Source organism: Streptomyces sp. A5-4 (genome assembly GCF_051131715.1).
GTDB lineage: Bacteria > Actinomycetota > Actinomycetes > Streptomycetales > Streptomycetaceae > Streptomyces.
The window spans coordinates 6,254,719-6,278,719 of record NZ_CP178591.1 but is presented as its reverse complement, the minus strand read 5'-3'; the positions used below and the strand labels follow the sequence as shown (position 1 = coordinate 6,278,719).

Annotated in this window: 18 protein-coding genes; 3 read left to right on the top strand and 15 right to left on the bottom strand. The window is 71.5% G+C overall.

The features are described from left to right. Positions 1–283: 283 nt before the first annotated feature. Positions 284–1,222, bottom strand: coding sequence for a 2-hydroxyacid dehydrogenase (locus tag ACLLJJ_RS29505; RefSeq protein ID WP_434596961.1), 939 nt, complete (start codon positions 1,220–1,222; stop codon positions 284–286). Between the two features lie 88 nt (positions 1,223–1,310). Here ACLLJJ_RS29505 and ACLLJJ_RS29500 point away from each other — a divergent pair, with 88 nt between their 5' ends. The 3 genes from ACLLJJ_RS29500 to ACLLJJ_RS29490 all read left to right on the top strand — a co-directional run bounded on the left by ACLLJJ_RS29500 (position 1,311) and on the right by ACLLJJ_RS29490 (position 3,916). Continuing rightward, the gene (locus ACLLJJ_RS29500; protein WP_434596959.1) at positions 1,311–2,303 is read left to right on the top strand and encodes an aldo/keto reductase; all 993 of its coding nucleotides are present in this window, start codon (positions 1,311–1,313) and stop codon (positions 2,301–2,303) included. 111 nt (positions 2,304–2,414) lie between these two features. After that, on the top strand, positions 2,415–3,635 hold the full coding sequence (locus ACLLJJ_RS29495; RefSeq protein WP_434596957.1) for a PQQ-dependent sugar dehydrogenase: 1,221 nt from the start codon (positions 2,415–2,417) through the stop codon (positions 3,633–3,635). Further along, positions 3,554–3,916 carry a DUF6191 domain-containing protein gene (locus tag ACLLJJ_RS29490; RefSeq protein ID WP_434596955.1) on the top strand — a complete coding sequence of 121 codons (363 nt, stop codon included), beginning with the start codon at positions 3,554–3,556 and terminating at the stop codon, positions 3,914–3,916. The genes ACLLJJ_RS29495 and ACLLJJ_RS29490 overlap by 82 nt, the downstream gene beginning before the upstream one ends. On the opposite strand, the gene ACLLJJ_RS29485 is transcribed toward ACLLJJ_RS29490, so the two are convergent. From ACLLJJ_RS29485 to ACLLJJ_RS29420, 14 genes are all read right to left on the bottom strand, one after another. Beyond that, positions 3,858–7,028 (bottom strand): helix-turn-helix transcriptional regulator, encoded by a 3,171-nt coding sequence (locus ACLLJJ_RS29485; RefSeq protein ID WP_434596953.1) that lies wholly within the window; start codon positions 7,026–7,028, stop codon positions 3,858–3,860. The genes ACLLJJ_RS29490 and ACLLJJ_RS29485 overlap by 59 nt on opposite strands. 10 nt (positions 7,029–7,038) lie before the next feature. Next, positions 7,039–7,224, bottom strand: coding sequence for a hypothetical protein (locus tag ACLLJJ_RS29480; RefSeq protein WP_434596951.1), 186 nt, complete (start codon positions 7,222–7,224; stop codon positions 7,039–7,041). Positions 7,225–7,391: 167 nt separating this feature from the next. Then, positions 7,392–8,051: a hypothetical protein gene (locus ACLLJJ_RS29475; RefSeq protein ID WP_434596949.1), complete on the bottom strand. Its 660-nt coding sequence runs from the start codon at positions 8,049–8,051 to the stop codon at positions 7,392–7,394. A 35-nt stretch (positions 8,052–8,086) separates the two neighbouring features. Next, positions 8,087–8,653 (bottom strand): GNAT family N-acetyltransferase, encoded by a 567-nt coding sequence (locus ACLLJJ_RS29470; protein WP_434596946.1) that lies wholly within the window; start codon positions 8,651–8,653, stop codon positions 8,087–8,089. A 65-nt stretch (positions 8,654–8,718) separates the two neighbouring features. Further along, the gene (locus ACLLJJ_RS29465) at positions 8,719–10,932 is read right to left on the bottom strand and encodes an MMPL family transporter (protein ID WP_434596943.1); all 2,214 of its coding nucleotides are present in this window, start codon (positions 10,930–10,932) and stop codon (positions 8,719–8,721) included. A 292-nt stretch (positions 10,933–11,224) separates the two neighbouring features. Next, a complete protein-coding gene (locus tag ACLLJJ_RS29460) occupies positions 11,225–13,318 on the bottom strand; it encodes a phosphocholine-specific phospholipase C (protein ID WP_434596941.1) in 2,094 nt (697 codons plus the stop codon). 490 nt (positions 13,319–13,808) lie between these two features. Further along, positions 13,809–15,317, bottom strand: a complete 1,509-nt coding sequence (gene gatB / locus ACLLJJ_RS29455; RefSeq protein ID WP_434596939.1) for an Asp-tRNA(Asn)/Glu-tRNA(Gln) amidotransferase subunit GatB — start codon at positions 15,315–15,317, stop codon at positions 13,809–13,811. A 16-nt stretch (positions 15,318–15,333) separates the two neighbouring features. Then, positions 15,334–15,567, bottom strand: a complete 234-nt coding sequence (locus ACLLJJ_RS29450) for a hypothetical protein (RefSeq protein ID WP_434600558.1) — start codon at positions 15,565–15,567, stop codon at positions 15,334–15,336. Positions 15,568–15,572: 5 nt separating this feature from the next. Further along, a complete protein-coding gene (gatA, locus tag ACLLJJ_RS29445; protein ID WP_434596937.1) occupies positions 15,573–17,066 on the bottom strand; it encodes an Asp-tRNA(Asn)/Glu-tRNA(Gln) amidotransferase subunit GatA in 1,494 nt (497 codons plus the stop codon). 5 nt (positions 17,067–17,071) lie between these two features. Then, positions 17,072–17,368 carry an Asp-tRNA(Asn)/Glu-tRNA(Gln) amidotransferase subunit GatC gene (gene gatC, locus ACLLJJ_RS29440; RefSeq protein ID WP_015036350.1) on the bottom strand — a complete coding sequence of 99 codons (297 nt, stop codon included), beginning with the start codon at positions 17,366–17,368 and terminating at the stop codon, positions 17,072–17,074. Between the two features lie 234 nt (positions 17,369–17,602). Next, positions 17,603–19,786, bottom strand: a complete 2,184-nt coding sequence (locus ACLLJJ_RS29435; protein WP_434596930.1) for a putative bifunctional diguanylate cyclase/phosphodiesterase — start codon at positions 19,784–19,786, stop codon at positions 17,603–17,605. 239 nt (positions 19,787–20,025) lie between these two features. After that, entirely contained in the window at positions 20,026–22,209 is a 2,184-nt protein-coding gene (ligA, locus tag ACLLJJ_RS29430) for an NAD-dependent DNA ligase LigA (RefSeq protein WP_434596928.1), read from the bottom strand. Between the two features lie 32 nt (positions 22,210–22,241). After that, the gene (locus ACLLJJ_RS29425; RefSeq protein WP_434600557.1) at positions 22,242–23,279 is read right to left on the bottom strand and encodes a methionine synthase; all 1,038 of its coding nucleotides are present in this window, start codon (positions 23,277–23,279) and stop codon (positions 22,242–22,244) included. A gap of 32 nt (positions 23,280–23,311) precedes the next feature. Beyond that, positions 23,312–24,001 (bottom strand): SDR family oxidoreductase, encoded by a 690-nt coding sequence (locus ACLLJJ_RS29420; protein WP_434596925.1) that lies wholly within the window; start codon positions 23,999–24,001, stop codon positions 23,312–23,314.

The following is a 24,001-nucleotide window of genomic DNA, read 5'->3' as shown; positions in this document are numbered from 1 at the left end:
CCCCGGATCGCACGAGGGTTGTCGTAGGTGGCCCCGCCGCGTCGGATCCTTCGCCCATTGGCCGTGCATCGCCCGTCGCCCCCCTCACAGTCCGTTCGCTCCCCAACGCCGTGACGGTGCGCGGCGCAGCCCCTTGGTCGGGACGATACACCAGTCTCGTTACTCAGGGACATAGGTTCTCTACTCTGCGTAACGGTCGGGGGTTTGGCTGAAACTCGGCGCTTCCGGGCGGCTTTCGGAGCGTGTCCGCGACGGCCTTCGGGGTGTCCGGGGCGCGTCGTCCTCAGCCTGTGGTGAGGGCGATGTTGTGCAGCGGTTCCCCGGCGGCGAACCGGGTGAGCTGGGCGGCCAGCAGGCGCTTGGCCCGGGGCGCGAACGCCGAGGTGCTGCCGCCGACATGGGGGCTGATGAGCAGGCCGGGGGCGTGCCAGAGCGGGTGGCCCGCGGGAAGCGGCTCGGGGTCGGTGACGTCGAGAGCGGCGCGCAGCCGGCCCGACTCCAGCTCGGCGAGGAGCGCTTGGGTGTCCACGACGGGGCCGCGCGCGACGTTCACCAGGAGCGCCCCGTCCTTCATACGGGACAGGAAGCCGGCGTCGGCCAGACCCCGGGTGTCGTCGGTGAGGGGCGTGGAAAGGATCACCACGTCGGCTGCCGGGAGCAGTTCGGGCAGCTCCGCCAGCGGATGCACGGGCCCGCGCTCGGTTGTACGGGCGGAGCGCGCGACGCGCACCACCCGCGCACACTCGAAGGGAGTGAGCCGGTCCTCGATGGCGGCTCCGATCGATCCGTAACCGACGATCAGGACGGACTTGTCGGCGAGCGCCGGGTAGAAGCCGGACCGCCATTCCTGCTTGTCCTGGCCGTGCACGAAGCCGGGGATGTCACGCAGCGAGGCGAGGATCAGGGCGAGGGTGAGCTCGGCGGTACTGGCCTCGTGCACGCCCTTCGCATTGCAGAGGCGTACGCCGGCGTGCAGGTCGCCAAGTCCCGGCTGGACATGGTCGATCCCCGCGGAGAGCGTCTGCACGGCGCGCACCTTCGTCATCGCGGCGAGGGGCCGTACCGCGATCTCGGAGCCCTTCAGATACGGGACGACGTAGAAGTCGCAGTTCGCCGGGTCGGCGGGGTAGGTCTCGTCGCCGTCCCAGAAGTGGTAGTTGAAGCCCTCGGGGAGCCCCTCGATCTCATCGGCCCGGTAGGGGAGCCATACGTCGGAAGTCATGGTCAGGAGGCTATGCGAAGAGGGCTGTGCGAAGGGCGGGGAGGTGCGGGGGTTAGCTTTGGGGAGCGGCGAGGGAGGGTACGGGCAGGTGGAGCGCAGGACAATCGGTGCGACAGCCCTCGAAGTGGGCGCGATCGGGCTCGGATGCATGCCGATGAGCTGGGCGTACACCGGCTCGCAGCAGCGCGGGGACAGGTCTTCGCGTACCGTGCACGCCGCGCTCGACCAGGGTTCGAGCCTGCTCGACACGGCCGACATGTACGGGCCCTTCACCAATGAACTGCTGGTGGGGCGGGTCCTCAAAGAGCGCCGCGCGGACGCCTTCGTGTCCACCAAGTGCGGGCTCCTCGTCGGGGACCAGCACCTCGTGGCCAACGGGCGGCCCGGGTACATACGGCGGGCCTGTGACGCCTCGCTGCGGCGGTTGCAGACCGATGTGATCGACCTCTACCAGCTGCACAGGCCCGACCCGGAGGTGCCGGTCGAGGAGACCTGGGGCGCGATGGCGGACCTGGTGCGGGCGGGGAAGGTACGGGCGCTCGGGGTGTGCGCGGTGGGCGCGCGGGCCTCTCGGCGCTCCGGCGCACCGCTGCACGACGGGACGATCCGGCAGCTGCGGCGGTTGCAACAGGTCTTTCCGGTCAGCGCGGTGGAGGCCGAGCTCTCGGTGTGGTCACCGGAGGCCCTGGCGTCGCTGCTGCCGTGGTGCGAGGCGCACGGGATCGGTTTTCTGGCCGCGATGCCGCTGGGCAACGGCTTCCTCACCGGGACGATGAAGCCGGGCCAGGGCTTCGAGCCCGACGACGTACGCGCCCGGCATCCGCGGTTCACCGCGGAGATGATGGCGGCGAACCAGCCGGTGGTGGCGGGGTTGCGGCGGATCGCGGAGCGGCACGCGGCGACTCCGGCGCAGGTCGCGCTGGCGTGGGTGCTGAGCTGCGGGCGGCAGGTGGTGCCGGTGCCGGGCGCCAAACGGGAGCAGTGGGTGACGCAGAACGCGGGGGCGGCCGGGCTGCGGCTGACGGCGGAGGACCTCGTGGAGATCGCGGCGCTGCCGGCCGCGCGCGGTTCCTGGGACTGACGCGTGGGGCCGCCGCGTGGGGCCCGGTGGCGGCGACATCGGCGGCGCCGTGGTGCGTGGGAGTGAGTAGTCGGACCGGGTGATCGGGAACCTTGGGCGCGGCAGCGGTGTATGAACAGTAGAGCTGCTGCCGTCGAAAGGATCCGTACCGTGCAACGACCCGCTGTGACAGCTGTATTGGCTGCCTTCGTCCTCCTGCTCGCGGCGGGCTGCTCGGACCCGCAGGAGGGGACGCCCGGCGGGGACAGGAGCTCGGCGTCCACTCCGACGGGCGACGGGACGGCCTCGCCGTCCTCCTCGCCGCCGAAGAGCGGCTCCCGGGCCGAACCACCGCCCGCGAAGGGCTCGGTGAAGGTGGCGGGCACGCTCACCGAGGGCCTCAAGTCGCCCTGGGGGCTGGCTGCGCTGCCGGACGGCGACCTGCTGGTCTCCTCGCGCGACGAGGGCACGATCACCCGGGTCGACGGCGAGACGGGCAAGAAGACCGGGGCCGGTTCGGTCGGCGGATCCTCACCGGCCGGTGAGGGTGGCCTGATGGGCCTGGCCGTCTCCCCCGACTTCGCCACCGACCGCATGGTCTACGCGTACTTCACCACCGCGTCCGACAACCGCATCGCCCGCATGCAGTACGACGAGAAGAAGCCGGCCGGGCAGCAGTTGGGCGCACCCGACACGATCTTCAAGGGCATCCCGAAGGGGACCATCCACAACGGTGGCCGGATCGCCTTCGGCCCGGACAGGATGCTGTACGCGGGGACGGGCGAGACGGGTGAGGACGGGCTGGCGCAGGACAAGAAGTCGCTGGCCGGGAAGATCCTGCGGATGACTCCGGACGGCGACCCGGTGCACGGCAATCCGGAGGCCGACTCGGTCGTCTACTCGTACGGGCACCGCAATGTGCAGGGACTGGCCTGGGACTCCGAGAAGCGGCTGTGGGCCGCCGAGTTCGGCCAGAACACCTGGGACGAGCTCAATCAGATCCAGCCCGGCAAGAACTACGGCTGGCCCGAGGTGGAGGGCGAGGGAAACCGGGACGGGTTCGTGGACCCGGTCGCGCGGTGGAAGACGTCCGAGGCCTCGCCGAGCGGTATCGCGTACGCCGAGGGCTCGATCTGGATGGCGGGTCTGCGGGGTGAGCGGCTGTGGCGGATTCCGCTGGCGGGCACCGAGGCGCTGGCCGACCCCGAGCCGTTCCTGACGGGCGAGCACGGGCGTCTGCGCACCGTGGTGGCGGCGGGCGGCGACAAGCTGTGGCTGGTCACGAGCGAGACGGACAGCCGGGGTACGCCGGAGCCGGGGGACGACAAGATCCTGCGGCTGGAGGTGAAGTAGGCGCGGCGCCCGCCTCGGGCCCGCTGCCCCGGCCCGTTTCCGGGACGGGTTGCCTACCCTGGAGGGAAGGGCCCGAGACAGGGGGACACCTGCTTGAGGAATTCTTCGCACCGGGGCGCAAGCACACCGACGACGAACGCGAGCGGCTCGTCCAGACCCGGGTCGACCTGGGCGACAGCGACCCGGGGCGAGGCCGGATAGACCTCACCTCCGGGAAGGTCGTCATACGGCTGCCTGATCCACCCGACCCGTCCGACGATCCTGGGCCGGCCCGTCCGTGAAGAGCCGCAGCCGGTGCGCCACGGCCGCCGCCTCACCGCGGCCCGCGACGCCCAGCTTGCCGAGGATGTTGGAGACGTGGACGCTCGCCGTCTTGGGTGAGATGTAGAGCTCCTCGGCGATCTGCCGGTTGCTGCGGCCCGCCGCGACCAGGCGCAGTACGCCCTGTTCGCGCGGGGTCAGCCCCAGCGAGCCCGCCGCACCCTCGGCGGGGACCGGGAGCACGACGGCCGGAGTCAGGGGCAGCCGGGCGCGCTGGGCCAGCAGCGCGATGCTCTCGCCCAGCGGGCGGGCACCCAGCCGCTCGGCGACGGCGCGGGCGCGGCGCAGCAGCTCCGCCGCCCGGTCGCGCGCCTCGGCGTCGGGTCCGGCCGCGCCCGCGGCCGTGAGCAGGGATTCCGCCCGGCGCAGCCGGACCCGGGCGAGGTCGTAGGGCCGGTCGAGCGGCTCGAAGTCGGTGAGGACCTCGGCCCAGTCGTCCGAGGTGTCACTGCCCTCGGCCCGGCGCAGCTCGGCCCGCACCCAGCGCGCGTACGCGCACCACAGCGGCACCGGTGTGGCGAGCCGCTGGGCTCCGGCGCGGACGATCTCCAGCGCTTCGGCCCGGCCCGCCTCCGCCGCCGGGAGCCCGCGGGCCTCCGCCTCGGCGACGGCGGCCTCCAGCAGCAGCGGCCAGGCGTAGCGGTGGGTGCCGAGCGGGAAGCCGGCCGTGGCGCTGCGCGCAAAGGCCGCCCGGACGTCCAGGACGCGGCCGTTGGCCGCCGCGAGACCCAGCTCGACCCGGCTCAGCGGGAGGGAGTGCTGGGGCATCGGGTCGTGGCTGCCGTAGTGCCCGTTGGCCATCGCCAGTTGCTGGGCCGCCTCGGCCACGTCACCGCGGGCCAGCGTCAGCTCGGCCAGCCGCCAGGCGGCGGCTCCCCGGGGCTTGTTGCTGGGGCGGGCGCGCTCGATGCGGTCCGCCTGCTCGGCGGACTCGTCCCAGCGGCCGAGCGAGAAGAGCGACTCGGCCAGGTTCCCCCGGACCCAGGCCTCGCTGTCCACCAGCCCGTACTTCCGGGTGTACGTGACGCCTGCGGTGGCCGTCTCGACGGCTTCCCCGGACCGTCCCAGGGCCTCCAGGTGGGAGGGAATGTTGACGTGGCAGCGGCTCACCAGCTTGGCCAGGCCCAGCTCGGCGGCCCGCTCGCTGACGGCGTACAGCGCGGCAAGGCCGCCCTCGATGTCGCCGGCGTCGACCGTCAGGCCGGCGAGGATGAGCCGGGCGGAGAGCTCGGTCTCCTCGACACCGACCATCCGCGCGTACTCCACGGCCTGTTCGGCGGCGGCGATGGTGTCGGGCCCCGGCTCGTGCAGCATGCCCCAGGACGCGACGTGCACCAGGACCTCCGCGTGGACGGCGGACGGCGGCAGGCCGCGTACCAGGTCCTGCGCGGTGCTGAGCTCCGCCCAGCCGTCGCCGCGCGCCAGGGTCGAGATGAGCTTCGAGCGCTGGAGCCAGAACCAGGCGGCGCGCAGCGAGTCGTCACTGCTCTCGTCGTGCAGCAGCCGGACCGCCTTCTTGGCGATCTTCAGGGCCCGCTCGCGCTCCCCGCCGAACCGGCCCGCGATCGTCGCCTCGGCCATCAGGTCGAGATAGCTCAGCGGGGTGTTCTTGGGGTCGCAGTCGCAGTCGGGGCCGCAGGCCGGGTAGACCTCGGCGTAGTCGATGGGACGCAGTACCGCGCGGACCTCGGCGGGGGCGTCGTCCCACAGCTCCATCGCCCGCTCAAGCAGCCGCAGTTGCTCCGAGTAGGCGTGGCGGCGGCGGGCCTCGACGGAGGCCCGGAGCACCGCGGGCAGCGCCTTGGCGGCGTCGTGGGCGGCGTACCAGTAGCTGGCGAGGCGGGTGGAGCGCTCGTCGGAGCGTACGAGTGCGGGGTCGGCCTCCAGGGCCTCGGCGTAGCGCCGGTTGAGGCGGGAGCGCTCACCCGGCAGCAGGTCGTCGCTGACGGCCTCGCGCACCAGCGAGTGCCGGAAGCGGTAACCGTCGCCGTCCGGGGTCGCGAGGAGCAGCTTGGCGCCGACGGCGGCCCGCAGTGCCTCGATGAGGTCGTCCTCGGCGAGGCGGGCGACGGCGAGCAGCAGCGGGTACTCGACGGTGGAGCCGCCCTCGGCGACGATCCTGGCGGCCTTCTGGGCGTCTTCGGGCAGCGCTTCGACCCGTACGAGCAGCAGGTCGCGCAGGGATTCGGTGAGTCCCGTGCGGCAGCCCTGGACGGCCGCGGTGGCCAGTTCCTCGACGAAGAACGCGTTGCCGTCGGAGCGGGCGAAGACCTCGTCGACCAGGTCGGGTGCCGGTTCGGTGGCGAGGATGCCGGTCAGCTGGCGGTGCACCTCGGCGCGGTTGAAGCGGGAGAGCTCCAGGCGGCGCACCGTGCGCAGCCGGTCCAGTTCGGCGAGGAGCGGGCGCAGCGGGTGGCGGCGGTGGATGTCGTCCGCGCGGTAGGTGCCGACCACGACGAGGCGGCCCCGGCGCAGCGTGCGGAAGATGTATTCGAGGAGGTGGCGGGTCGAGGCGTCGGCCCAGTGCAGGTCCTCAAGGATGAGGACGACGGGCCGGTCGGTGGCTATCCGCTCCAGCAGGCGGACGGTCAGCTCGAAGAGGCGCGTCATGCCGTCCTCGGTGTGCTGACCGCGCGTGGTCTCCCCCAGCTCGGGCAGCAGCCTGGCCAGCTCGCCCTCCTGGCCCGCGGCGGCGGCGGCGACTTCGTCGGGGAGGCGGCGGCGCAGGGCGCGCAGCGCGGTGGAGAACGGGGCGAACGGCAGCCCCTCCGCGCCGATTTCGACGCAGCCGCCCTCCGCGACGACCACGCCGTCGCTGCAGGCCGCCGAGAGGAACTCCTCGATGAGGCGGGTCTTGCCGACCCCCGCCTCGCCGCCCACGAGCAGGGTCTGCGGCTCGCCCGCGGTGGCGCGGGCGAGCGCGTCGGTGAGTTGGGCCAGTTCGTCGGCTCGGCCGACGAACACCGGGCTGACGGACTTGGTATCCACATCGCTGAGCATCGCACAGAGGTCCGACAGCGCGGCTGGTTCGGCGCCCGTGACCGGCACGACGGTCAGTGGTGCGGCAGTCATCGCGCGGCCGTTACGCGGCGCGGGCGAAGCGGCTGCGGAGCGAACTCACCGGCCCCTCGGGGGCGTTCTTCGCCGATCGGCGGCCGACCCGCCGAGCGGCGCGCCGGGCGTCGACGGCCTGCTGTGCGAGGCGGGCCCGGTCGGCCCGGCGGATGAGCTCGGCCTGGTTGACCTTGTGGATCTCCTGCTCGAACATCGTGTGCTCCCCGGTGAGGTTGTCGGTATCGCTCGCTGCGATGCCTCAACTCTCGTTTCCCAGGGGGGTACGGCGCATCGGGAGAGTGCCGCATGCCGACAGCACGAAGGGCCTTAGGCGGCGTACGTGGGGTGCGTACGTCGCCTAAGGCCCCGGAGCTCGCAGCCTTAGGAACCTGCTCCGGCGCCTCCGGCACCCGGGGCGGCCGGGGGCGGCGTAGGCATGGAGGCGAACAGGTCGAAGTACATGCCCAGCGACATGATGATCCCGACGACGCCGAGGGCAACGCCGGCCCAGGCGACGGAGCGGACCCAGCCGGCCTGCTTGCTGATGCCGGGGGTGCCGAAGGCGGGGCGGATCAGGACCACGATGCCGACGACGAGCGCGAGCAGCGCGAAGCCGCCGTTGACGAGGGCGGTGGTGTGCCAGGCGTTGCCGTAGACCGCGGAGATCTGGTCGGCGGGGCTGCTGGTCTGGGTGGTGGTGAGCTGACCCATGAGAGTCTCGCGCTCGGCGGCGATGCGGCTGGTCCAGGTCCCGGTGAGGGCGGAGAGGCCGAGCACGGCCGAGACCACGGCGGCGGCGCCGGCCGCGACGCCGGAGGAGACGCGCGGCGCGACCTCCTCGTCGTCGTCCGCGATGAGGTCGTCATCGTCGGAGTCCTCGGCGGTGACGGCGCTGCCGTCCTTCTCCGTGGCCCTTTCGGCCTTCGCTTCTTCCTCGGCCTCTTCGGCAGCTGCTTCGTCGGCGGCGACTGCGTCGGCCGGGTCGAGCTCGTCTGTGGGGGAGGCTGCTTCATCGGTCTTGGACTTGGCGGTGGCTGTCATACACCGCACGCTAGGCGCCGATTCTGAGAGCTGTCTTAACGCTGCCCGCGTCGCTCCTGCCGCTCCCGCCACTGTGGGGCGAGGACCGCCCAGACCTCCGTGTCGTGGCGTACGCCACGGTAGGAGTACCTCTCGCGCAGTACGGCGTCACGCGTCATCCCCAGCCGCTTCGCCACGTTGACGCTGGCGGTGTTCGCGGAGGACACCAGCCACTCGACGCGGTGCATGCCGCGCTCCTCCACCGCCCAGTCGATCAGCACCTGTGCGGCGCGCGTGACCAGGCCGCGCCCCACCGCGGAAGGCTCCAGCCAGCAGCCCGCCTCGCAGTTCCCGCCCGCCGCGTCGAAGGTCCGGAACAGGACGCCGCCGACGAGCTTGCCGTCGAGCCGGATGCCGTGGATCCGGCCGGCGTCCGCGGCCTGTTTGTCGGCGTACGACTGGAGGTAGGCGCGCGCCGATCCGAGGTCCGCCGCGGCGTCGGCCAGCCCGATGTACTGGCCGATGTACTCCCGGCCCCGGTCCATGTGGGCGAGGAACTCCTCGGCCTGCCAAGGCTCCAGGGGCCCCAGCTGGGCGCCCTCGCCCAGGGATGTCGCGAACATGTTCGTCCTCCACTGCTGAGGGCCACTGGTGACGGCCGCGGCCGATGTCTCGTGCGCCCGGTGCGTCAGCGCACGAGCTGGTCCGTGCGGTCCGGCTCACGCGCGCGGGGCGCGGGAATCGTCGCACGGCGACAGTCCGGCGGCTCAATGCTTATCCGCGGCAGGATCCGGTCGAGCCATTTGGGCAGCCACCAGTTCGCCCCGCCCAGCATGTGCATCAGGGCGGGCACCAGGAGCGTGCGCAGCACGAAGGCGTCCAGTGCGACGGCCGCCGCGAGTGCGATGCCGAACATCGCGATGACCCGGTCGCCACTCAGCACGAAGGCGAGGAAGACCGCGATCATGATGACGGCGGCGGAGTTGATCACGCGGCCGGTCTCGGCCAGCCCGACGCGCACCGACCGCCGGTTGTCGCCGGTCTCCAGCCACTCCTCGTACATCCGGCTGACCAGGAACACCTGGTAGTCCATCGAGAGGCCGAAGAGCACCGAGACCATGATCACAGGTAGGAAGGGCTCGATGGGGCCCGCGCTGCCGAGCCCCAGCAGCTCGCTCCCCCAGCCCCACTGGAAGACCGCCACGACGATCCCGAAGGAGGAGGCCACGGCGAGCACATTCATCAGGGCGGCCTTGAGCGGGATACCGATGCTGCGGAAGGCGACGAGCAGCAGGGCGCAGCCGAGCGCGATGACGACGCCGACGAAGAGCGGCAGCTTGCCGATGATGATCTCGGCGAAGTCGTCGTAGCTCGCCGTCACGCCGCCGACGTGCACCTGGAGCGAGGTGCCCTGCTCGGCCTGCGGCAGGACGTCGTCGCGAAGCCGGTCGACCAGGTCACTGGTGTGCTGGGACTGCGGCGACGAGTCCGGTACGACGGTCAGCAGGGCGGTGTCGCCGCCGCTGTTGTACGTGACCGGGCTCGCGGAGGCGACACCCTCGGTGCCGCGCAGGGTGGCCCGGAGGGCGTCCACGGCGGCCCGGTCGGCGGCGCCGTCCACCTCGGCGACGAGGGTCAGCGGGCCGTTGCCACCGGGGCCGAAGCCGTCGGCGAGCAGGTCGTAGGCGCTGCGGGTGGTCGAGGAAGCCGGGTTGTTGCCCTGGTCGGAGGTGCCGAGGTGCAGCGAGAGGGTGGGCAGCGCGAGAACCAGCATCACGACGGCGGCGACCGCGCCGAGCAGCTTGGGGTGGCGCTCGACGAAGCCGGACCAGCGGGCGGCGAACCCGGTGGGCGGTTCGGGCTGCGGGCCGTGCTCGGCGAGCTGCCCGCGTTCGCGGCGGCTGAGGGCCTTCATTCCGATCAGGGAGAGCAGGGCGGGCAGCAGGGTGACGGCCGCGGCGACGGTGAGGACCACGGTGAGCGAGGCGGCTATCGCGACGCCGTTGAGGAAGCTCAGGCGCAGGATCAGCATGCCGAGCAGGGCGATGCAGACGGTGGCGCCGGCGAAGACGACGGCGCGTCCGGTGGTCGCGACCGCGTTCGCGGCGGCCTCGGCGACGGGCAGGCCGCGGCGCAGCCCCCTGCGGTGCCTGGTGACGATGAACAGGGCGTAGTCGATGCCGACGCCGAGGCCGACCAGCATGCCGAGCATCGGCGCGAAGTCGGCGACCGTCATGACGTGTCCGAGCAGCACGATGCCCGCGTACGCCGTCCCGACGCTGACCAGGGCGGTGGCGATGGGCAGCAGGCTGGCGGCGAAGGAGCCGAAGGCTAGGAAGAGGACGACTGCCGCGACGACGATCCCGACGACCTCGCTGAGGTGCGCGCCGCCCGCCTCGGTGAGGGCGACGGCGCTGCCGCCGAGCTCGACCTGGAGCTTGTCGTCCGCCGCGTCCTTCGCGGTGTCCACGAGCGCCTGGGCCTGTGCCTTCGGGATCTCGTCGGCCTGCGCGTCGAAGGTGACGGTGGCGTAGGCGGTGTGCCCGTCGGCGCTGACTTGTCCCGCGCCCCCGGGCCCGTACGGGCCGGTGACACTCGCGATGCCGGGGAGGTCCGCGATCGTGTCGAGGGCGTCCGTCATCCGCTGCTCGACGCCTGCGGCGCGGACGGTGATGTTGCTGTCGGTGTGCCACACGACGGTGTCACTGTCGCCTCCGCTGCCGGAGAAGCCGGCGTCGAGGAGGGCGGTGGCCCGGCCCGATTCGGTGCCGGGGACGTCGTAGTCGTTGGAGTACGCGGAGCCGGCGAGGACCGCGGCCGTGGATGCTCCGCCAAGGGCGAGCAACCAGAGCAGAACTGCGACGAGACGGTGCCTGACGCACCACCGGGCGATAGCTGCCAACGGACTTGCTCCCTGGGTGGTTCGTGGATCTTTACCGGGAACGGCCCGCAAAGAACACTTGACCTACACCCCGCCACTCTGGCAGCCAAACGTGATCGCTTGTCCCTTTTGTGCGCTTACTCACAGAGGTGTGCACCCACGCCCGGGGGCGCCCGGGAGCCGGGATCACGCTTCCCGGCTCCCCGCACCCTGCCTCGCAGCGCACTTCCCGCCGCACTCCCCCAGGCTCCCCCGAGGCTGCGCCCCGGCCGCGGAACGCCGCGGCCGGGCGAGGAGCGCCGGACGGGCCGCGTCAGCCGGAGACGCTCGCGCGCCCGTTCTCGATGTGCCCCATCAGGCGCCTGCGGAAGCCGCCGTCGCCCGCGGCGGTGAGCTCCAGGTCGTACCAGCCGTGCGCGTCGTCGGCGTCGTGCACGACGGTCCGGCTGCGGCCCGGCTTCACCACGACCCGGCGCGGCCGGTCCTGGCGGCCGTCCTCGTCGTCGTACGCGAGAGTGCGCAGCTCGAAGGTGAGCGCGGTCCGGCCCCGGTTGACGAGGGTGAGGTGCAGCTCACGGTCGCGTACCCCGATGTACGAGGAGACCTCGGCGCGGCCCGCTTTCGAACCGGCGAACTCACGGCGGAAGCCGTTCGGTCCGGTGATCGTGAAGCGGTAGGCGTCCCCGGTGAGGGGCACCCGCCATTGCGCCTCGCCCCTTACATCGCGGTGCTGCGGAACGGTGTACTCCGCGGCGTACGGATAGAGCGCGAAGTGCGCGCTCGCGCGCCCCCGGTTACTGAGTGCGACCTGGAAGACGCCGTCGTGGACCCTGCCGTCCGCGTCCGGCTGGTACGGCAGCGGGCGCGCGGGCCGTGTCCCCTCCTCCTGCACGGGCATGTGCTGTTCCAGCGGCGGCGCGGGACGCCAGCGCCCGCTGAACGGCGGGATCGCGCCCGGCTGCTCCACATCGGGCAGCGAGCGTCCGCGCCTGAAGTCGAAGGCCGAGGTCAGGTCGCCGGTGACCGTGCGCCGCCAGGGCGTGATGTTGGGCTCGCGCACCCCGGTCCACTGCTCAAGGAAGCGGATCACCGAGGTGTGGTCGAAGACCTCCGAACAGACATAGCCGCCGACCGTCCACGGCGAGACGACCAGCATCGGAACCCGGATGCCGAGTCCGGTCGGCTTCCCCTGCCACCGCTCGTCGGTGTTGTCCGCGGGCGGGACGGGCGGCGGTACGTGATCGAAGAACCCGTCGTTCTCGTCGTAGTTGATGAGCACGACGGTGTGCCGCCACACATCGGGGTGCGAGCCGAGCGCGTCCAGGACCTTGTAGACCAGCGAGGCGCTGGCGATCGGCGACGAGGCGCCCGGGTGCTCCGAGTCGACCGCCGAAGGCACCAGGTAGGACACCTCGGGCAGCCGGTCCGCCGCCACGTCGGCCCGGAAGCGGTCGGCGAGACCGCCGGTCTCGACGCGCCGCAGCCCGCGCTCGAACAGGGAGCGCTCCTTCTTCGTCAGAGTGGCGACGCCCTCCTCCAGCGTCGCGAGCAGCCGTCCGCGCTCCGCGGCGTCGGCGGTCTCGCGGACCTTGGCGTAGAAGGCCTCCATGTACGTGAAGCCGCCGGTCTTCGCGAGCGCCTTGCGGGCGATGTTCTTGAAGGTCGTGAAGAACTCGATGTTGTTGTCGGTGAAGTTCTCCCACTCCGTGTACGTCTGCCAGCTGTGGCCGGCCTTCTCCAGCCGCTCCGCGTACGTCGGCCACGCGTAGCCGGGGTGGGTGCCCTCGGCGTACGCGGCGTTGGTGACGGCCCGGCTGCCGTCGGCCTCGAAGCCGGTCCAGCCGCTCCACAGGTAGTTGCGGTTCGGGCTCGTCGACGTATGGATCGAGGAGTGGTAGGCGTCGCAGATGGTGAAGGTGTCCGCGAGCTCGTAGTGCAGCGGCAGGTCCCGGCGGTCGTAGTGGGCCATGGTGGCGGCGGTCTTGGCCGACACCCAGCCGTCCATCCACCCCTCGTTCCAGGCCTTCGCGCCGCCGCCCCACGAGTGGTCCAGGTCGCCGATGTACTGGAGGTCCTTCTTCTGCGCCTCGGCCGCGTCCCGCACCGGGAAGGGCAGCACGGTACGCAGCGGCCCCGGCTGTTCGAAGACCGGCTTGCCCGAGGGCAGTTCGACGGCGTTGCGGTCGCCGAATCCGCGCACACCGCGCAGGGTCCCGAAGTAGTGGTCGAAGGACCGGTTCTCCTGCATCAGGACCACTACGTGCTTGACGGTCCGCAGCCCGCCGGACGACGGCTGCGCCGCGAGCGCGGCCTGCAGCGACGGCGGCAGCAGCGACCCCGCCGCCGCCACGCCGAGTGCGCCCCCGCCGAGCGCGAACAGTCGCCGCCGTGAAAGGTCAGTGTCCAAGTGGTCCTCCCGAGTCCGGTGTTACCGATTTCGCATTACTGCTACGGCCGGGACGGTAGTCACCTTCGGTGACGGAAGGAAGACGCGTGCACGGCGCACCGGTGAACGTCCAAGAGGTGCTGCGGAGAGTCCAGGTGCCCTGGCCGAGCACCACGCGCGCCAAGTCCCCGACCGGTACGAGACCGCGCGGCGTCGGCGAGGGCTCCACGCCCGGCCCACGCCGGAGGATGCGGCCAAGCCGTACGTACGGGCGGGCACGAAGGGCGGGTGGCGGGCGGGGAGGCCGCCCGCGCCGGGCACGGCCGGGGAAACGGGTGAGGGCGGCACCCCGGCCGCAGCCGCAGTACCGCCCTCACACGCGGGGAGCCGCGGGCTCGGCCCGCGCCACCCGGACACGCCAGGTCGTGCTCAGTCATTCCTTCGCAACAAGCCGTTCAAGGCCGCATGCGTTCATTCCCTCGCGGGGCAAGCCCCTCAAGGCAGCGTTCGATCATTCCTTCGGGGCAAGCCGCTCAAGAATCAGCTCACGCACGCGTGCCGCGTCCGCCTGGCCCCTGGTGGTCTTCATGACCGCGCCGACGAGCGCGCCCGCCGCCGCGACCTTGCCGCTGCGGATCTTGTCCGCGATTCCCGCGTTGGCCGCGATGGCCTCGTCGACGGCCGCGGTGAGCGCACCGTCGTCCGAGACGACCTTCAGGCCGCGCTTCTCGACGACCTCGTCGGGACCGCCCTCGCCCGCGAGGACACCCTCGAAGACCTGGCGGGCCAGCTTGTCGTTGAGCGAGCCCTCCTTGACCAGGGCGCCGACGCGCGCGACCTGGGCCGGTGTGACGGGCAGCGACGCGAGGTCGCGGCCCGACTCGTTGGCGTTACGGGCCAGCTCGCCCATCCACCACTTGCGGGCCGACGCGGCGTCCGCGCCCTCGGAGATCGTCGCGACGATCGGGTCGATGGCGCCGGCGTTGAGCATCGACTGCATGTCGTGCTCGGAGACGGACCACTCCTCGCGCAGCCGCTTGCGGCGCAGCCGCGGCAGCTCGGGGAGGCCCTTCCGGAGCTCCTCGACCCAGTCACGGGCCGGGGCGACGGGGACCAGGTCGGGCTCCGGGAAGTACCGGTAGTCCTCGGCGTTGTCCTTGATGCGGCCGGCCGTGGTGGAGCCGTCCTCCTCGTGGAAGTGCCGGGTCTCCTGGACGATCGTGCCGCCCCCGTTGAGCACGGCGGCGTGCCGCATGATCTCGTAACGCGCCGCCCGCTCCACGCTGCGCAGCGAGTTGACGTTCTTCGTCTCGGAGCGCGTGCCGAACAGCTCGCGGCCGTGCGGACGCAGCGACAGGTTCACGTCGCAGCGCATCTGGCCCTGCTCCATGCGGGCCTCGGAGACGTCGAGCGCCTTGATGAGCTCGCGCAGCTCGGCGACGTACGCCTTGGCGACCTCGGGAGCCCGCGCCCCCGCGCCCTCGATCGGCTTGGTGACGATCTCGATGAGCGGGATGCCGGCCCGGTTGTAGTCGAGCAGCGAGTGCGACGCGCCGTGGATTCGGCCGGTGGCGCCGCCGACGTGCAGCGACTTACCGGTGTCCTCCTCCATGTGGGCGCGCTCGATCTGCACCCGGAAGATCTCGCCGTCCTCCAACTGGACGTCCAGGTAGCCGTTGAAGGCGATCGGCTCGTCGTACTGCGAGGTCTGGAAGTTCTTCGGCATGTCCGGATAGAAGTAGTTCTTCCGGGCGAAGCGGCACCATTCGGCGATCTCGCAGTTCAGGGCGAGGCCGATCTTGATGGCCGACTCGATGCCGATCTCGTTGACGACCGGCAGCGCGCCGGGCAGACCGAGACAGGTGGGACAGGTCTGCGAGTTGGCGGGCGCGCCCAGCTCCGTGGAGCAGCCGCAGAACATCTTGGTCTTGGTGCCGAGCTCGACATGGACCTCCAGGCCCATGACGGGGTCGTAGGTCGCGAGGGCGTCCTCGTACGACACCAGTTCAGTGACGGTCACGGTGAAACTTTCCCTCTCAGCCCAGCAGAACGTCGTCGTCGCCGAGCTTCTTCAGCTCGCGATAGAGCAGAGCGAGGCCCGTGACGATGGCGGCGGCGGAGACAGCTGCGTCGACGAGACGAAGCATGTCGCTGTCCTTGCGGGCCATCCGGGCCTGCTTGACGACGCTGATCGCGCCGAAGGCGGTGGAACCGATCGACAGGTACGTACCGGCCTTGGAATTCTTGAATCCCTTGGCCTTGATGGGCATGGGGCTCACAGCGACGGTGCCTCCTCGAGCAGCGGGTGCCCCCACTTTTCCACGAAGGCCGCCTCAACGGCGGCTCCGACCTTGTAAAGCCGGTCGTCCTTCATGGCGGGGGCGATGATCTGGAGTCCGACGGGCAGGCCGTCCTCGGGCGCCAGGCCGCAGGGCAGCGACATGGCGGCGTTGCCTGCCAGGTTGGTCGGGATGGTGCACAGGTCGGCGAGGTACATCGCCATCGGGTCGTCGGCGCGCTCACCGATCGGGAAGGCGGTGGTGGGCGTGGTCGGCGAAACGATCACGTCGACCCGCTCGAAGGCCTTCTCGAAGTCCTGCGTGATGAGCGTACGGACCTTCTGGGCGCTGCCGTAGTACGCGTCGTAGTAGCCGGAGCTCAGCGCGTACGTGCCCAGGATGATCCGGCGCTTGACCTCGTCGCCGAAGCCGGCTTCGCGGGTGAGCGCGGTGACGTCCTCGGCGGACTTCGTGCCGTCGTCGCCGACCCGCAGGCCGTAGCGCATGGCGTCGAAGCGGGCCAGGTTCGAGGAGGCCTCGGACGGCGCGATCAGGTAGTACGCCGAAAGCGCCAGGTCGAAGGACGGGCAGTCCAGCTCGACGATCTCCGCGCCCAGCTTCGTCAGCAGCTCCACCGACTCGTCGAAGCGCTGCAGGACACCGGCCTGGTAGCCGTCGCCGCGGAACTGCTTGACGACGCCGACGCGCATGCCCTGCACCGACCCGTTACGGGCGGCCTCGACGACCGGCGGGACCGGGGCATCGATGGAGGTCGAGTCGAGCGGGTCGTGCCCGGCGATGACCTCGTGCAGGAGCGCGGTGTCCAGGACCGTACGGGCGCAGGGCCCGCCCTGGTCGAGGGAGGACGAGAAGGCGACCATGCCGTAGCGGGAGACGCCGCCGTAGGTGGGCTTGACGCCGACGGTGCCGGTGACGGCCGCGGGCTGGCGGATGGAGCCGCCCGTGTCCGTGCCGATGGCCAGCGGTGCCTGGTACGAGGCGAGGGCCGCGGACGAGCCGCCGCCGGAGCCACCGGGGATCCTGGTGAGGTCCCAGGGGTTGCCGGTCGGGCCGTACGCGCTGTTCTCGGTGGAGGACCCCATGGCGAACTCGTCCATGTTGGTCTTGCCGAGGATGACGACGTCGGCGGCCTTGAGGCGCTTGGTGAGCGTCGCGTCGTAGGGCGGGATCCAGCCTTCGAGGATCTTCGATCCGACCGTGGTCGGGATGCCCTCGGTGGTGAAGATGTCCTTGAGCGCGAGCGGTACGCCGGCCAGTGGGCCGAGCTTCTCGCCCCTGGCGCGCTTCTCGTCGACGGCGCGGGCCTGCGCCAGTGCGCCGTCACGGTCGACGTGCAGGAAGGCGTGCACCTTCTCGTCGACCGCGTCGATACGGGCCAGGTGGGCCTCGGTGACCTCGACTGCCGTGAGCTCGCCCGAAGCGATCTTCGCGGCGGTGTCGGCCGCGGTGAGCTTGATGATGTCCGTCATGGTGATTAGTCCTCCCCCAGGATCTGCGGCACCTTGAAACGCTGCTGCTCCTGGGCCGGGGCACCGGAGAGGGCCTGCTCCGGGGTGAGCGACGGACGGACCTCGTCCGCGCGCATGACATTCGTCAGCGGCAGCGGGTGGGAGGTCGGTGGAACGTCTTGGTCGGCGACCTCGGAGACGCGGGCGACCGCGCCGATGATGTCGTCGAGCTGACCGGCGAAGTGATCGAGCTCTTCGCCCTTCAGTTCCAGACGCGCCAGCCGGGCGAGGTGGGCGACCTCCTCGCGCGTGATGCCAGGCATGCAGCGATCCTCAGGGGTGAGTGTGTGGGTTTTCGCCCAATCCTATGGGGCGCTGTCCAATGTCCACACACGGATGAGCCGCCGCACCCCGATCACGCCCGGCTCCGGATCGAATCCGAGGCGAATCCGGCCCGGCCACGGGTCGTTTCCGGGGCGAGGAGTCCGCCGCCACCGGACCGCGGTCGCTCCCCCGGCCCCGCTCGACGCACGCCCCCCCCGGGGGCTGGCACGGGGCTACTTCACGGTCTGCCCGGACGGCGACTGGCTGTTCGCCTGCTCCAGCGCCCGCGCCGCCGCCACGCGGTCCAGGTCGTCCTGGCGGTGCCAGCCCCGGTCGCCGCGGGCGAGCAGCCAGGCCGTGGCTTCCTCGGGCGGCATCGCGGCGGCCACCAGCCAGCCCTGCACCGCGTCGCAGCCCAGGTCGCGCAGCCGCTCCCAGGTCTCGTCGTCCTCGACGCCCTCGGCGACCACGAGCAGGCCGAGGGAGTGCGCGAGGTCGACCGTGCACCGGACGATCTCGGCGTCCTCGTTGTCGATGGCCAGCCGGGCGACGAACGACCGGTCGATCTTCAGCTCGCTGACCGGCAGCCGCCGCAGGTGCACCAGTGACGAGTAGCCGGTGCCGAAGTCGTCCAGCGACATCTTCACGCCGTGCCCCGTCAGCGCGGCGAGGGTGTCCGCCGCCCGCTGCGGGTCTTCGAGGAGGACGTGCTCCGTGATCTCCAACTGGAGTGATCCGGCCGGGACTCCGTGCCGGGCGAGGCGCGCGGCGACCGATCCCGCGAAGCCGGGGGTGTGCACGTCACGGGGTGAGACGTTGACCGCCACCGGCACCATCAGCCCCTGGGCCCGCCAGCGGGCGACCTGCGCCAGGGCGGTGTCCAGGACGTACTCCGTGAGGTGCGGCATCAGGCCCGAGGACTCCGCGATGGCGATGAACTCGTCCGGGGAGACCCGCCCACGCTCCGGGTGCACCCACCGGACCAGGGCTTCGAGCCCCACGACCTGCCCGTCGAACTGGACCTTGGGCTGGTAGTGCAGCTCGACCTCGCGCGCGTCCAGCGCGCGCCGCAGGTCGCCCAACAGGCCTAGCCTGTCCGGGGTGTTGCTGTCCCGCTTGGACTCGTAGACCTCGACGCCCGTACGGTCCCGCTTGGCCTGGTACATCGCCACGTCCGCGCGCCGCAGCAGCCCCTCCGCGTCGAGCGCGTGGTCGGGGAAGACCGCGACACCCGCGCTGGCCTCCAGGACGAGGGTCAGGCCGTCGAGGTCGAGCGGGGAGGAGAACTCGGCGACCAGGTGCCGCGCTATGCGCTGGGCACTGGTCGTGGAGTCGGCCGTCGGGAGCAGCACCGCGAATTCGTCGCCGCCGAGCCGCGCGGCCTCCGCACCGCGCGGCAGGGCCAGCCGGAGCCGGTCCGCTATCTGCAACAGCAGCCGGTCGCCCGCCAGATGACCGAGCGTGTCGTTGACCGCCCTGAAGCGGTCGAGGTCGATGAGAATCAGGGCGGATCTGGCACCGATGTTCTCGGCCTCCTCCAGCGCCGGCCAGGTCCGCTCCAACAGCCACTGCCTGTTGGGCAGTCCGGTCAGCGGGTCCCGCAACTGCTCCTCCGCCCTCGCCCTGGCGATCCATAGCGTGGAGTCCAGTGCGATCAGCGGTACGGAGAAGAGCGGCAGCAGGACCGGCAGGGCCACCGCGACCACGCAGATCAGCGGGGCTATGCCGAGCAGCGCGACCGCGACGAGCACCTGGCGGACCAGGGCCGTTCGGGCGACGCTGGGCAGTCGGCCGCCGCGCGGAGCGAGGGTGTACCAGAGCAGCAGCCGGGTGGTCAGCAGGTAGGCGGTGGCGGCCAGCACGACCTCGGGGATGTCGTCGACGCCCCATTCCAGCGGGTTCCAGGGCTCCTCGACGGTCGGTACGTCGCCGAACGCGGCCAGGACGAGCGCCGCGGCGCCGATGCCCAGGACGTCCACCGCGCCATGCAGTAACCCAAGCCGCCAGCGGTTTCTGCGGGCCATTCCGACCAGCACCACGACGGTCAGGCTGACCAGGCCGGCCGGCACCCAGCCGTACAGCAGCTGGACGGCGAGCGTGAGTGCGGCGCCCGAGCCGGTGCCGCCCCACCAGCGGTCGCGGCCGAGGGCCACCAGGTGGCCGACGATGATGCCGGTGAGCAGGACGAGCGCCCAGCCGACCGCACCGTCGGGGAACACCGGGTCCCCGATCACCACGGCGCGGCAGACCCCGGTCAGCAGCAGGAGGGCGGACAGCCCGACGACGACGACGGGCAACGCCTTGGCGGCTCCCGCCCACCCGCGCAGCCGCGCAGCCGCCTCGACGCTCTCGGTCGGTTTCATTCCGTCCCTCTCACAGCTGGCGGTGCCCGTGCCACGCGATGGCCCCGTTGTCATGCCATCACGACTGGAATCCCTTCCCCGAGCTCTTCACGAGCAGGAGACGCCGCATTGCAGCCGTGCACGACAGGCGCACACCTCAACAGTAGGCCGCAGACGGCTCCGACGGGCAGCGGTCCATCGCTCTTGCCCGAATGCGACCCAGCCATCCGAATCCGTCTGCTATGCGCTGAACGGGTGGCCGGCGGCTGCGGCTCTTCCCCCCTCACCTGCCCTTTCCCCGCCCCGCACCGCCCCTACTCCTCGCTGGGCACAGCCGCTTCGCGAGCCGCCTCCGGCCCCTCCTCCAAAAGGACGGCAAAACCCTCTTCGTTCAGAACCGGGACCTTCAGCTGCATGGCCTTGTCGTATTTCGATCCGGGACTGTCACCCACCACCACAAAGGCGGTCTTCTTCGAAACAGATCCGGTCACCTTCGCGCCGAGGCTCTGCAGGGCCTCCTTGGCGCCGTCCCGTGTGTGGTGCTGGAGCGTCCCGGTCACCACGACCGTGAGGCCGTCCAGCGGACGCGGCCCCTGGCCCTCGCCGGAGCCCTCCTCCTCCATCCGCACCCCGGCCGCCCGCCACTTGCGCAGGATCTCCCGGTGCCAGTCCTCGTCGAACCACTGCTTGAGCGAGGCTGCGATGGTCGGCCCGACCCCCTCCACCGCGGCCAGCTCCTCCTCGGTCGCCTGCTCGATCCGCTCCAGCGAACGGAACTCGCGGGCCAGCGCCTCGGCCGCCACCGGTCCCACGTGCCGGATGGAGAGCCCGGTGATGATCCGGGCCAGCGGGCGCTCCTTGGCCGCCGCGATGTTCTCCAGCATCGCGAGGGCGTTCTTCTTGGCCACCCCCTCCTGGTTGGCGAAGAAGGTGACGATCTTCTCCTCGCCCGTCTTCGGGTCCCGCTTGGGCAGGCCCGAATCCTGGTCCAGCACATAGGACTTGATGGGCAGCAGCTGCTCGATGCGCAGGTCGAAGAGGTCGCCCTCGTCGCGCAGCGGCGGCTCGGAGGGCTCCAGCGGCCGGGTGAGCGCGGCTGCCGCGACATAGCCGAAGTTCTCGATGTCCAGCGACTTGCGGCCGGCCAGATAGAAGAGCCGCTCCCGCAACTGCGCCGGGCAGGAACGGGCGTTGGGGCAGCGCAGATCGATGTCGGCCTCCTTCATGGGCCGCAGCGCCGTACCGCATTCGGGGCACTCGGCCGGCATCACGAACTCCCGCTCGCTGCCGTCCCGCAGGTCCGCGACGGGCCCGAGAATCTCCGGAATGACGTCGCCCGCCTTGCGCAGCACCACCGTGTCGCCGATGAGGACGCCCTTGGCCTTCACCACGTCCTGGTTGTGCAGCGTCGCGAACTCCACCTCGGAGCCGGCCACCGTCACCGGCTCGACCTGCGCGTACGGCGTGACACGGCCGGTGCGGCCGACCCCCACCCGGATATTGACCAGCTTGGTGTTGACCTCCTCCGGCGCGTACTTCCAGGCGATCGCCCAGCGCGGCGCCCGCGAGGTCGAGCCGAGCCTGCCCTGCAGCCGGATCTCGTCGAGCTTGACGACCACACCGTCGATCTCGTGCTCGATCGAGTGCCGGTTCTCGCCGAAGTAGCCGATGAACTCCCGCACGCCGTCGAGTCCTTCGACGACCTTGTTGTGCTTGGCGGTGGGCAGGCCCCACTCGCGCAGCAGCTCGTACGCCTGCGAGAGCCGGTCGATGTCGAAGCCCTCGCGGGCGCCGATGCCGTGCACCACCATGTGCAGCGGGCGGCTCGCGGTGACCTTGGGGTCCTTCTGCCGCAGAGAGCCCGCCGCCGCGTTGCGCGGATTGGCGAAGGGCTTCTCCTCGGCCGCCACCAGCCGGGCGTTGAGCTCCTGGAACTTCTCCATCGGGAAGTAGACCTCGCCGCGGATCTCGACGAGGTCCGGGATCCGCTCGCCCTTCAGCCGCTCCGGGATGCCCGTGATCGTACGGACGTTGGGCGTGATGTCCTCACCCGTGCGGCCGTCGCCGCGGGTCGCCGCGCGGGTCAGCCGCCCCTTCTCGTACGTCAGGTTGACCGCGAGGCCGTCCACCTTGGGCTCGCACAGGAAGTGGTGCGGCACGTCGCCCAGCTCATTGGCGACGCGCTCGCCCCACGCGGCCAGCTCCTCCTCGTCGAACGCGTTGTCCAGGGAGAGCATCCGCTCGCGGTGCTGGACGGCCGTGAACTCCGTCTCGTACGCCCCGGCGACCTTCTGGGTCGGCGAGTCGGGCGTGCGCAGCTCGGCGTGCCGGTCCTCCAGGGCCTCCAGGGAGCGCAGCAGCTTGTCGAACTCCGCGTCGCTGACGACCGGCTGGTCCTTCACGTAGTACCGGAAGCGGTGCTCCTCGATCTGCTCAGCGAGCTGCGCGTGCCGCTCCCGTGCCTCTGCGGGTACCGCTGCGTGCTGTTCGCCAGCCACCGTCTGTCCTCCCGTTGTGGAAACTCAACCCGTCACTCAGGGTTGTCTGCGAGCGATCTCGCCGCCCGGACGCACTGCGCGAGCGCCGCGCGCGCGTACCCGGGAGAAGCCCCCGCGAGCCCGCACGACGGGGTGATCACCACGGACTCGGCGAGAGTCCCCGGAGTCAGCCCCAGCCTGCGCCGCAGCGTCCTGACACCCATGACGATATCTGCGGGGTCCGACAATCCGGCCGACGCGGCCTCGGTGGACGCCACGACTCCCGCGAAGAGCTGCGTGCCGCCTTCCACCGCTTCGCCGATCGTGTCCTCGTCACGCTCGGTGAGGAGCGAGAAATCGAACGAGACGCCCGCCGCCCCGGCCCGCCGCAGCAGGGCGAACGGCACGTCCGGCGCGCAGGAATGAACGATCACCGGGCCGCCCGCGTCGTGGTTGACGGCCATCACGTCCCGCAGCGTGCCCTCGACGACCTGCCGGTCCACCGAGCGGTACGTCCGGTAGCCGCTCGCGGTCCTGACCTCGCCGCGCAGTACGTACGTCAGCGAGGGCTCGTCGAGCTGGAGCACCACATCGGCGCCGGGCACCCGCCGCCTCACCTCGGCGAGGTGGGCGCGCAGGCCTTCGGCGAGCGAGCCCGCGAGGTCGCGCACCGCGCCGGGGTCCCCCAGGACGGCCTGGCCGCTCCTGAGCTCCAGCGAGGAGGCGAGCGTCCAGGGCCCGACGGCCTGCACCTTGAGGGGGCCCGTGTAGCCCTGGGTGAACTCCTCCAGCGCGTCGAGGTCCTCCCCCAGCCAGGACCTGGCCCGCCGGGTGTCGCGCCCCGGCCGGTCGCTGAGCCGCCAGCCGCTGGGCTCCACATGCCCGTACATCTCGACGAGCATGCCGATGGACCGGCCGATCATGTCCGCGCCCGGCCCGCGCGCGGGCAGCTCCGGCAGGAACGGGAAGTCCTCGAAGGACCCGACGACGCTCTTCGCACTCTCCCGCGCGTCCTCGCCCGGCATGGACCCGACGCCGGTGGCGGGGCCCCAGTTCACCTTGGCGGGCGGCCCGTCGGGCGCGTCCCTCATCGGCTCGTTCATCGGGTCGTTCATCCGCCCGTTCATCGGCCCGGCCTGACGGTCAGGTCGTTGACCTCGGCGTCACGCGGCAGGTCGAGGGCCATCAGGATGGTCGTGGCGACGGACTCCGGGTCGATCCAGCGCGACGCGTCGTACTCCTTGCCCTCCTGGTGGTGCACCTTCTCCTGCATGGCGCTCGCGGTGCGCCCCGGGTACACGGACGTGACCCGCACGCTGTTGCCGTGCTCCTCCTGGCGCAGCGAGTCGGCGAGGGCCTTCAGGCCGTGCTTGCTCGCCGCGTACGCGCCCCACTCGGGTCCGGCGCTGAGGCCGGCGCCGGAGTTCACGAAGAGCACATGCCCCTGGTCCAGGCGCAGTTGGGGCAGGAAGAGGCGGGTCAGCTCGGCGGGCGAGATCAGGTTCACATTGAGCTGGCTGTGCCAGGCCTTGGTACCGAGCTCACCGACCCGGCCGAGGTCCACGACGCCCGCGATGTGCAGCAGGGTGTCCACGCGTTCGGGCATCGGTTGGTGCGAGAAGGCCCAGGAGAGCCGGTCCGGATTGGCGAGGTCGCCGACGAGGGTGCGGGCGCCGGGCAGACCGGCGGCGAGCTGCTTGGCGCGGCCCGCGTCGCGGGCCATCAAGACGACGTCGTCGCCGCGCTCGTGCAGACGGCGGGCGACAGCGGCGCCGATGCCCGAGCCCGCCCCGGTGATCACATGTGTAGCCAT

Coding starts and splice junctions, on each gene's coding strand:
- ACLLJJ_RS29505 (WP_434596961.1), bottom strand. CDS start 1,222: ATGACTTCCGACGTATGGCTCCCCTACCGGGCCGATGAGATCGAGGGG.
- ACLLJJ_RS29495 (WP_434596957.1), top strand. CDS start 2,415: ATGAACAGTAGAGCTGCTGCCGTCGAAAGGATCCGTACCGTGCAACGA.
- ACLLJJ_RS29485 (WP_434596953.1), bottom strand. CDS start 7,028: ATGACTGCCGCACCACTGACCGTCGTGCCGGTCACGGGCGCCGAACCA.
- ACLLJJ_RS29480 (WP_434596951.1), bottom strand. CDS start 7,224: ATGTTCGAGCAGGAGATCCACAAGGTCAACCAGGCCGAGCTCATCCGC.
- ACLLJJ_RS29475 (WP_434596949.1), bottom strand. CDS start 8,051: ATGACAGCCACCGCCAAGTCCAAGACCGATGAAGCAGCCTCCCCCACA.
- ACLLJJ_RS29470 (WP_434596946.1), bottom strand. CDS start 8,653: ATGTTCGCGACATCCCTGGGCGAGGGCGCCCAGCTGGGGCCCCTGGAG.
- ACLLJJ_RS29450 (WP_434600558.1), bottom strand. CDS start 15,567: ATGCCCATCAAGGCCAAGGGATTCAAGAATTCCAAGGCCGGTACGTAC.
- gatA (WP_434596937.1), bottom strand. CDS start 17,066: ATGACGGACATCATCAAGCTCACCGCGGCCGACACCGCCGCGAAGATC.
- gatC (WP_015036350.1), bottom strand. CDS start 17,368: ATGCCTGGCATCACGCGCGAGGAGGTCGCCCACCTCGCCCGGCTGGCG.
- ACLLJJ_RS29435 (WP_434596930.1), bottom strand. CDS start 19,786: ATGACAACGGGGCCATCGCGTGGCACGGGCACCGCCAGCTGTGAGAGG.
- ACLLJJ_RS29425 (WP_434600557.1), bottom strand. CDS start 23,279: ATGAGGGACGCGCCCGACGGGCCGCCCGCCAAGGTGAACTGGGGCCCC.
- ACLLJJ_RS29420 (WP_434596925.1), bottom strand. CDS start 24,001: ATGGCTACACATGTGATCACCGGGGCGGGCTCGGGCATCGGCGCCGCT.